This is a genomic window from Mesorhizobium sp. M4A.F.Ca.ET.050.02.1.1 (assembly GCF_003997725.1).
Lineage (GTDB): Bacteria > Pseudomonadota > Alphaproteobacteria > Rhizobiales > Rhizobiaceae > Mesorhizobium.
On sequence record NZ_RZSG01000162.1, the window covers coordinates 1 to 9,783 of the forward strand.

The 9,783-nt window shown below is 60.2% G+C and carries 6 protein-coding genes and 1 pseudogene; all 7 read left to right on the plus strand.

Going from position 1 to position 9,783, the window contains the following annotated elements:
* Positions 1-169: 169 nt before the first annotated feature.
* Positions 170-1,285, plus strand: a complete 1,116-nt coding sequence (locus tag EOA33_RS13530; protein ID WP_126080653.1) for an ABC transporter substrate-binding protein — start codon at positions 170-172, stop codon at positions 1,283-1,285.
* Positions 1,286-1,370: 85 nt separating this feature from the next.
* Complete coding sequence (locus EOA33_RS13535; protein WP_126080654.1) at positions 1,371-2,468, plus strand: ABC transporter ATP-binding protein; 1,098 nt, start codon at positions 1,371-1,373, stop codon at positions 2,466-2,468.
* Positions 2,469-2,485: 17 nt separating this feature from the next.
* Entirely contained in the window at positions 2,486-4,258 is a 1,773-nt protein-coding gene (locus EOA33_RS13540; protein ID WP_126080655.1) for an ABC transporter permease subunit, read from the plus strand.
* 122 nt (positions 4,259-4,380) lie between these two features.
* A complete protein-coding gene (locus EOA33_RS13545) occupies positions 4,381-6,087 on the plus strand; it encodes an acetolactate synthase catalytic subunit (protein WP_126080656.1) in 1,707 nt (568 codons plus the stop codon).
* Between the two features lie 15 nt (positions 6,088-6,102).
* A complete protein-coding gene (locus EOA33_RS13550; RefSeq protein WP_126080657.1) occupies positions 6,103-7,119 on the plus strand; it encodes a cyclase family protein in 1,017 nt (338 codons plus the stop codon).
* 12 nt (positions 7,120-7,131) lie between these two features.
* The gene (locus tag EOA33_RS13555; protein ID WP_126080658.1) at positions 7,132-7,917 is read left to right on the plus strand and encodes an SDR family NAD(P)-dependent oxidoreductase; all 786 of its coding nucleotides are present in this window, start codon (positions 7,132-7,134) and stop codon (positions 7,915-7,917) included.
* Between the two features lie 64 nt (positions 7,918-7,981).
* Positions 7,982-9,423, plus strand: a pseudogene (locus EOA33_RS13560) (NAD-dependent succinate-semialdehyde dehydrogenase); the annotation flags it as partial.
* Positions 9,424-9,783 lie beyond the last annotated feature (360 nt).

Consider the following 9,783-nt stretch of genomic DNA (forward strand, 5'->3'; position numbering starts at 1 on the left):
AACCGGGCTGAACGGCGAGAGATGCTTCAGTTGACCGTGAAACGCGCAGGACAGGACCGCGTCGGCACCGCCACGTAGATCACTTCGCGAAGTCTCGATTGCGGCCGTCCGCTGGGTCGGCGAAAATTGCATATTCAATTATGCTCAACATTAAAAAAGGGGAATGGCCATGAGCTTCTCTATTATCATTAACCGCAGGCGTTTCCTGCAGGCAGCATCAACCGCCTTGGCTGCCGGCGCACTTCCTTCCATTGCCAGTAACAAGGCATCGGCGCAGACTCCTGGCGAACTGCGCGTCCTTGTCTACGGTGGCGATACCGGAAAGGCGATGATTGAGGCCTATGTAAAACCATTTGAAGCCGAAACAGGCATTAAGATGACCCCGATTACCGATCAGGGCGACCGGGCATCGATCGAGATGATGGTTGCGCAGAATAACGTCACCGTCGATGTTGTCACCGCTAACCAGGGATCTTCGTTCGAGTTGTCCCAAAAGGGTCTTTTTGAGCCGATCGATTATTCTATTTACAGGAATGAAGACCTAGACGGGCTCGCCGACTTCGCAAAGCAGCCGTTTGGCGTAGCTAACGTAGTTTATGCGTTCGTCATGGTCTACAATACCGAAAAATTCCCAGCGGGTAAGCTGCGGCCGACCACATGGGCGGAATTCTGGGACGTGAACAGTTTCCCGGGTGTCCGCAGTCTTGTCAGCGGCCAATATGGTTCAGAAGGCCCTTGGGAGGAAGCCCTTCTCGCCGATGGCGTAAATCCAAAGGATATATATCCTATGGACCTAGATCGTGTTTTCAAAAGTTTGGACAGAATAAAGCCCGATATTCGCAAATGGTGGGGAACAGGGTCCGAAATCCAGCAGATGATGCATGACAAGGCAGTAGATCTTGTAAATGCCTATGATGGTAGGGCCGGCACGTTGATCAAGCAGGGAGCACCGCTTGAAATTAATCGTAACCAGGCGAAAATAACTTGGGACTACTGGCAGATTGTGAAGGGGTCTCCTAACGCGCACGCTGCGCAACAGTTTGTCGCATTTACCGCGCGCGCCGACCGTCAGGCAGCATTTTCACAACTCATGCCGTTCGGCCCGAGCAACCTCAACGCGTTCAAGGTTCTACCGGAAGATATTGGGCGCTCGCTGGCCAGCCACCCCGACTACCTGAGGTCAAGTGTGCTAATCGACTCGAAATGGTACGCCGAGAAGGGATCGGACGGGCTCACGAACACCGAAAAGCTGGTCCAGCGCTGGAACGAGTGGATCCTGCTTTAAGCCCCTGTCGGCCTTTTGCGACGGCATTTACCGATGACGTGCCGCACCGAACCAGCACGTCATCGTTCGGCTTGGAGTGACGAACATGAATGCACCAGTCAGAACGCTGCATCCGCTAGCTAAGGATAGACCATTGGAGAAACTCGCTCTTTCCGAGCAAATCGAATTTCGGAACGTCACCAAATTATACGGTCAGGTCATTGCGGTCAGGAGCCTGTCGTTGACCGTTGGGCGCGGCGAGTTCCTCACGATCCTTGGTCCGAGCGGTTCTGGCAAGACGACGACACTCATGCTGCTGGCGGGGTTCGAGGCGCCTACCGAAGGTGATATCCGCATCGCTGGGAAGTCCGTCGCCTCGGTACCTTCCTATCGGCGCGATCAGGGCGTCGTCTTCCAAAGCTATGCGCTCTTCCCGCACCTCACCGTTCGCCGCAACCTTGAATTTCCGCTCGAGATGCGCGGCATCAGGTCGGCTGAGCGGGCCGCGAGAGCCGAACGCATCCTGTCACGTGTCCATTTGGACGGCTTGGGTGACCGCATGCCATCACAGCTCAGCGGTGGGCAGCAGCAGCGCGTGGCGCTCGCCCGGGCCCTCATAGCCGACCCTCCAATCTTGTTGCTAGACGAGCCGTTGGGAGCACTAGACCGTAACTTGCGTGAGCAAATGCAGGGTGAGATCAAGGGGCTTCACAAAGAGTTCGGAATCACTACGGTGTGTGTCACACACGACCAGGAGGAGGCGCTCACGCTTTCCGATCGGATCGTGGTGATGAACGCTGGACGAATTGAGCAAACTGACACGCCTGAGGCGCTATATGACCGTCCTGTCTCCCGGTTTGTCGCGAATTTCCTTGGGGACGCCAACATCCTCGATGATCCGTCATTCGCTGTTGAGTCGGATACGCCGCAACCGGACGGCACCGTCGCGATGATCCGGCCGGAACGTATACGGATCTCCGCCCCTGGCGCCACGAAGAGTGCCGACGCCGATCAGCGCCAGCATGTCGCCGGCACCGTGACCGATATGATCTATGCCGGCCCGCTGCGAAGATACCATGTGGCTGTCGGCGATAACGACGTGGTCATACGCGAACACGTCGCCGCGGGGCGTCAGATCTTCCAGATCGGGGACACCATTCAGCTCGACTGGTTGAGATCGGACATCCGCTTCGTCACGACGTGATCTCAGGGGACTCGCAGATGTTGACTTTACAAAAGCTTACGCGGGCCTCTGTTGTGCTGACCTTTCCGGCGCTCTGCCTCCTGCTACTCGTCTTTGCCATACCGATCGTCCAGCTCTTCTTAAACAGCATCAACGCCCCCGCGCTCTCCCTCGTCAATTACGTGACGTTCTTCGTGCATCCTGCGAACGTTCGCGTCCTCATCCAGACCATCGAGGTAAGCATCGTAGCCACGGTCATCTGCGCTATCATCGGCTACCCGACGGCCTACCTGATCACGGCTGCTTCGAAGCAGGTCCGGTCTGTCTTGGTCATCCTCGTCCTGATCCCGTATCTCACGAGTTCGCTGGCCCGAACCTACGCCTGGGTCATGATCCTAGGTGACCGCGGCCTTATCAATAACCTGCTGCTCGATCTGCGCGTCATCACCAGTCCTCTGCCTCTGATTTACAACCGTATGGCCATGTATATCGGCATGGTCCACATCATGTTGCCGATCATGATCCTGCCGCTAGTGAGCGTGATGCTCGGCATCGATAAGTCGCAAGTGGCAGCCGCGCGCAGCATGGGCGCGCGTCCGTTCTCGGCCTTCTGGCGCGTGTTCTTACCGCTCAGTCTGCCCGGCTTACGCAGTGGTGCGTTGCTCGTCTTCATCCTGAGCCTCGGATTCTACATCACGCCCGCAGCCCTTGGTGGCCTGCGCGATGCCATGCTCTCGACTTTCATCGCGGCTGAGGTGCAAAGCTCATTCAATCTCGGCCGGATAGGGGCAGCGTCATTTATTCTCCTCGCGATCGCGATGACGGTGCTCGCCGTCCTCAGACTCAATCCGGCCGGCCCCAAAGGCAATGCTGCGTCGGATCGGCGAAACCGTTTTCCCGCAGCGGGGGCCTTGGTGCGACATCTCACTGAGCTCGGCACGCTTCGGCGGGCGCGTCGCTGGAACATGCATCTTTACCGCGCTGGCGACGCCACCCATGTGTGGAGGTTCATAGGGATCACGGTAGTCATATTCACCCTACTCTTTCTCCTCTTCCCGGGCGTGGTGGTGATCATCGTGTCTTTTAGCGCCGGAACGCAGTTGGAATTCCCTCCATCCGGCTTTTCCGTGCAATGGTATCGTTCGTTTTTTGCCGATCCGTCGTGGAACGGGGCCGCGCTGAGCAGTTTCGAAATTGCAATCTCGGTAACCATAATCTCGACCATACTCGGCACGCTGGCCGCCTATGGACTCAGTCGCAGCGCGCCAATGCTGCGCAACGTGCTCACGTTGGTCCTCCTAGCACCGATCACCTTTCCGGTGATCGTGGTCGGCATCGCAGCCTACCTTGGTCTGGTATCCTTCGGCCTAGTCGGATCGAAGACAGGCATCGTCTTGGCGCACAGCATTGGCGCTATGAGCTATGTCGTAGTTGTCGTCGCGGCAACGCTGGCCAACTTTGACATTAGTCTTGAGCAAGCCGCTAAGAGCATGCGGGCCGGGCCGTTCCGGACATTCATGAGGGTGACTCTGCCTTTGATCCGGCCAGGCATCCTCGGCGGGGCGGTTTTTGCGTTCCTCCATTCGTTCGACGAAGTGGTCATATCCTTGCTCGTCAGCGGTCTATCCATACGCACGCTTCCCTTAAAGATGTGGGAAAACATCCGGCATGAAATCGACCCCACCGTCGCCGCGGTGGCGTCGCTGCTGATGCTTCTGCCCGTGCTCTGGCTCGTCGCCATGTACTTCATCTGGTGGCGGTCAAGATCCAGAATGCAAGCTGCCTCAGCCCGCATGCTCGCCGCGGTCTGAATCCGCACTACTCGTTAGGGCTCCCGGGCAGTGCCAGCGTGTCAACCGCACGGCATGTTACGCGCCTTGGGGCCGCGGTCACTCTGCGCCTGACCATTCAGAACTCTATAGGAAGAAACACGATGACAGAAATCGAACCTACCGTTGCCGTAACAATCGCTCGTGCGTTGTCGCGCCACGGCGTGAAGTTCATATTCGGTCAGAGCCTTCCTTCCGCCGTGATCCTCGCTGCGGAGGAAATCGGAATCCGTCAAATCGCCTACCGCCAGGAGAATATGGGTGGTGCGATGGCCGATGGTTTCGCGAGGGCCTCGGGACAGGTCGCGGTGGTCACCGCCCAGAACGGTCCAGCAGCGGCACTGCTCGTTGCACCGCTGGCCGAGGCCCTGAAGGCCAGCATCCCCGTGGTGGCTCTCATTCAGGAGGTAGAGCGACTGCAGGTGGATAAGAATGCCTTTCAGGAACTCGATCACCTGGCGCTTTTCGCATCCTGCGCCAAGTGGACGCGCCGTATTGGCACCGCGGATCGGGTTGACGACTACGTGGACGCCGCGTTCGTGGCTGCGGCGAGTGGCCGGCCGGGGCCTGCCGTCCTTTTACTGCCGGCTGACCTGCTCCGCGAGACAGCCCAGCCCAGCGCCCACAAGCGCGAGGCATGCCTCAGCGCCTGGCCCCTCGACCGGACCCGGCCGTCGGATGCCAGCATTGCCGAAGCGGCTTTCCTAATCGCGAAAGCCCATTGCCCGGTGGTCATGGCGGGTGGGGGCGCCCTTTCCACCGGCGCGCCATCGGCTCTGGCGAACCTTCAGGAATTTGCCTCGCTCCCTGTATTCACGACGAACATGGGGAAGGGTGCCGTCAATGAATTCCACCCCCTTTCATTCGGCGTGCTCGGATCCCTCGTAGGGCCAACATCGCTTGGCCGCTTCACGCGGAGCTTGGTCGAGGATGCCGACCTGATCCTGCAAGTTGGAACACGAAACAACCAGAACGGCACCGACAGCTGGCGCCTCATTCGTCCGGGTACAAGGATCATCCAGATCGACCTTGACCCGCAGGAGATCGGGCGCAACTACGAGGCAGTCCGCCTCGTCGGGGATGCAGCAGAAACCCTCAAAGCACTCACGCAGGCCCTCAAGACCCAAGATCTCAAGGCAAGGTCACAGGCGCGCCCCGGTCTGGCCGAGCGGATTGCCGATGCCTGGCGCCAGTTCGAGACGGTCAGGGCACCCCTTCTAAAGCAGGCAACCGCAGGGATCAGGCCAGAACGCGTGATGGCGGAACTGCAGAATCTGCTCCAGCCAGAGATGATCATCACTGCTGATGCAAGCTACTCATCGATGTGGGTCGTCGGTCATCTGCGAGCGCCACGGGAAGGGACGCGCTTCCTCACACCCCGTGGGCTCGCCGGGCTCGGATGGGGCCTTCCGCTCGCCATTGGAGCAAAAGTCGCGCGGCCTTCGGCACCTGTTGTGGCGCTTGTCGGGGACGGCGGCTTTGCCCATTCCTGGGCCGAATTGGAGACGATGGTCCGCATGGGAATTCCGGTGACGGTCGTCGTCCTGAACAACGGCATCCTCGGCTTCCAGAAGGACGCAGAAACCGTGAAGTTTGGGGCCTATACCACAGCCTGCCATTTTGCAGCGGTTGATCACGCGGCGATTGCGCGCGCCTGTGGCTGCGAAGGGATAAGAGTCGAGGACGCTGCGGCTCTGCCGGAGGTCCTCAAGCGAGCCCTCGTCGCCGAGCGGCCGACACTCATCGAGGTGATGACGGATCCCGATGCGCATCCTCCGATTTCGCTGTTTGCCGGGACCCTGGATCACTGAGCGGAATGGCGTTACGTGGGCAACCGATGGAACAATAAGCCGGAAGGCGCAAACCGGGGCCTGTTCGGCGCCGACGACGAAGTCGGGCGCCTCAACCTGATCACGGATGACATCCGACTGAAAGCGGCCGCCGAGATCAGGACCGGCCGGGCTTTCTGCCTCAGCTTGCCACTGGATCTCCCCGGCGGGACTGCGCTCAATCCGAACCGCAAGCCGCCGCGTCGTCATGTGGCGATACGCAAGCAGGGACTGCCGGCGGTGAACTATCCCCTATATCTGGAGAACACTCATTACATTGACGCGTCCTGCGATGACAGCGTGACACTATTCACACAATATTCGACGCAGTGGGACGCCCTTAGCCACATCGGGCAGCATTTCAACACCGACGATGACGGCACCGCTGAGATCGTCTATTATAATGGCTTCAGGGGCGGCACGGATGTTCTTGGACCCGATGCCGAAGGCGGAGCTCGCGCGCGCCGATTAGGCATCGACAAGTTCGCCGAGACCTGCGTCCAAGGTTGGGGCGTGCTGCTTGACCTAGGCAGGATCTATGGACGGGACCGAACCCTGGTCGGCTACGATGCCCTAGTGCGTGCTATGCAGACTCAGTCCGTTAAAGTCGAGGCGGGCGACATACTGTGCGTTCACACCGGATTCGCCAAACTTGTTGTCGACATGGACGGCAGCCCGGATCCGCGTGTTCTGCACAATGCCTGCGCCGTACTAGAGGGGCGGGACGACAGGCTGCTCCGGTGGATCGACGACTGCGGTATCGCCGCGCTGGTTGCCGACAACTTCGCGGTGGAGGCGTATCCGAATCGCGTACCGGACGGCTGCGACCACTGCGCCGGCCTGCCGCTGCACCAGCATTGTCTATTCAAGCTTGGCCTTGACGAGCTCTGGTATCTATCGGACTTGGCTGCGTGGCTAAGAGATCATAACCTTAGCCGGTTTTTCCTTACCGCTCCGCCTCTGCGCCTGCCCGGCTCGTTCGGCTTGCCGCTGACACCCGTCGCCACAGTGTAGGAGAAGTAGGTCGTGGACCAGGTTTCGCACGCGACCGCATTCGCCGGCAAGGTGGCTCTGGTGACAGGCGCCGCGCGGGGCATCGGACTTTCGATCGCCACCCGGTTTCTCAACGCCGGCGCCAATGTTGTGCTGGCGGACCTCTCCGAGAGTGACCTGAACGCCAGCATTTCGACCCTGTCTTCGGACTGTACTGGGCGGGCCTTGGCGGTGCGCGTTGATGTGTCCACAGACGCTGATGTCACGCGAATGGTCCAGGCTACATCGGCTCGATTCGGGCGGGTCGACATCCTGGTCAACAACGCGGGAATCTCTCCGAAACACGGCGGACGGAAGGCAACGGTTGAGGAGATGCTCGCCGTGGAGTGGCGTCAGGTTCTCGAAGTAAATCTGACAGGCGCCTTCCTCTGCTGCCGGGCTTGTCTTCCCCACATGCGGGCGGCGAAATGGGGCCGGATCATCAACATCGCATCGGTGGCCGGCCGAACGAAAACCGAGATTGCAGGAGCACACTATGCCGCGTCAAAGGCCGGCATGATGGCCCTTGCCCGCACCCTTGCGGTTGAAGTCGGCTCAGCGAACATCACGGTGAATTCCATTGCGCCGGGTCGCATCGAAACTCCGATGGCTGCCGCGGCTGGTGCCGAACTTAACCAGGCCTACGTCGCCAGCATTCCTGTCGGCCGACTGGGCACCGGTGACGACATCGCCGCTGCGGTCGCCTACCTGGCATCTGAAGACGCTGCCTTCCTCACGGGTGTCACGCTCGACGTTAACGGCGGCTCATTCATGATCTGATCCGCCTGGCGGCTGAATACTTACAAGACTTGAAAGTGGAGCTCTGGGTATGGGTGTACTTACCATGATGCCGGAGGGACTGGCCGTTCCTTCTCTTCTGATCGAACGCGCCTATGTCGCCGGCGAATGGATTTCGGGCGGACGTCGCTTTGACATGACCAATCCCCTCGACCGGCGCGGTCGTTTCGTCGGTCCCCGATGTCGGAAGGGATACGGTGGAGCAGGCCATCGACCCCGCGCACCGCGCGTAACGGGAATGGACCCGACGCACAGGCAAGGAGAGAGCTGGGGTCCTGCGCGCCCTCCATGACCTCATGGTCGCGAATGCCAACGATCTCGCGGCCGTCCTCACCGCCGAGATGGGCAAACCGTTCGCCGAAGCGCGCAGCGAGATCCTGTACGGCGCGTCCTACGTCGAGTGGTTCGCCGAGGAAGCAAGCGTCCTACGGCGACGTCATTCCCGGACATCAGGACGACAAGCGCATTATGGTAATACGCCAGCCGGTCGGCGTGGTCGGTGCGATCACCCCGTGGAACTCCCCGGATGAGATGCTAGCGAGGAAGGTGGCGCCAGCGCTTGCTGCGGCTGCGCCATCGTCTCCAAGCCCGCCGCCCAGACACCGCTCTCGGCGCTGGCACTGGCGCTGCTCGCCGAGCGCGCGGGACTGCCGGGCGGACTGTTCTCGGTGATCACTTCGAAGGACGCGGTCATGGTGGGCAAGGCGTTCTGCGAGAACACCAAGGTTCGCAAGATCACGTTCACAGGCTCTATGCAGGTTGGCCGCACGCTGATGCGGCAGGCTTCCGGCCGGATCAAGAACCTTGGCCTCGAACTCGGCGGCAACGCCCCTTTCATCGTCTTCAACGACGCGGACCTGGATGCTGCCGTCGAAGGCGCGATCCTGTCGAAACTCCGCAATGCCGGGCAGACCTGTGTGTGCGCCAACCGCCTCTACGTGCAGTCCGGGATCAATGATGCCGCCGCGGCGGCGTTGACGAAGCGCGTCAGGAGCCTCAAGGTCGGCGACGGCTTCGAGAAAGGCGTGGCGATCGGACCGCTCATCGAGGAGAAGGCCGCCGCCAAGTGAAGGAGCACATTGCCGACGCATGTGCAATGGGTGCTCAAGTCGTCGCCGGCGGCGAACCGCACGAAAGAGGTGGGCTGTTCTTCACGCCGACGATCCTGACCGATGTAACGCAGGAGATGAAGGTCGCGCGCGAAGAGACATTTGGGCCGGTCGCGCCTCTCTTCCGATTTGATACGGAAGAAGAGGTCATCAAGCGCGCAAACGCTACCGAGTTCGGTCTCGCGTCCTACATCTACACCCGCGATGCATCCCGGATCTTCCGTGTCTCCGAGGCGCTGGAATAGGGCATGGTCGTCATCAACACGGGGCTCATCTCCACCGAGGTTGCGCCGTTCGGTGGCATCAAGCAGTCCGGCATCGGCCGCGAAGGTTCGAGTACGGCCTCGAGGACTACACCGAGTTGAAGTATCTATGCCTGTCCCTCCAGGATCCCGGGCAGAGAGTTATCTCCTGCACTAAGCCGGGTAGGGACCGCGTTGCTGCAGGTCATGAGCGGTCTGGATGATCCCAAGCTGTCGACCTCGAGCGCGGGACGCTTGTTGCCGGTCCGGCCGGATTGCGTCTCCTCGAAGATCTACTCGCAGCCGGCGCGCATCAGAGCATCAGAGCATTGCAGGTCCAAGTTCTGGCCGTCGAAACGTGCGCGTAGCCGATCTGCATGTCCGGATTGAATCACAGAATTACAGAATCGATTCCGTAAGAGCTCACGTCCGGACATACAGACGTTATTTCGGCCGGATGCCGCCAACGCGCATGACGCTCCGCAGATGCCGGGAAA

Coding starts and splice junctions, on each gene's coding strand:
- EOA33_RS13530 (WP_126080653.1), top strand. CDS start 170: ATGAGCTTCTCTATTATCATTAACCGCAGGCGTTTCCTGCAGGCAGCA.
- EOA33_RS13535 (WP_126080654.1), top strand. CDS start 1,371: ATGAATGCACCAGTCAGAACGCTGCATCCGCTAGCTAAGGATAGACCA.
- EOA33_RS13540 (WP_126080655.1), top strand. CDS start 2,486: ATGTTGACTTTACAAAAGCTTACGCGGGCCTCTGTTGTGCTGACCTTT.
- EOA33_RS13545 (WP_126080656.1), top strand. CDS start 4,381: ATGACAGAAATCGAACCTACCGTTGCCGTAACAATCGCTCGTGCGTTG.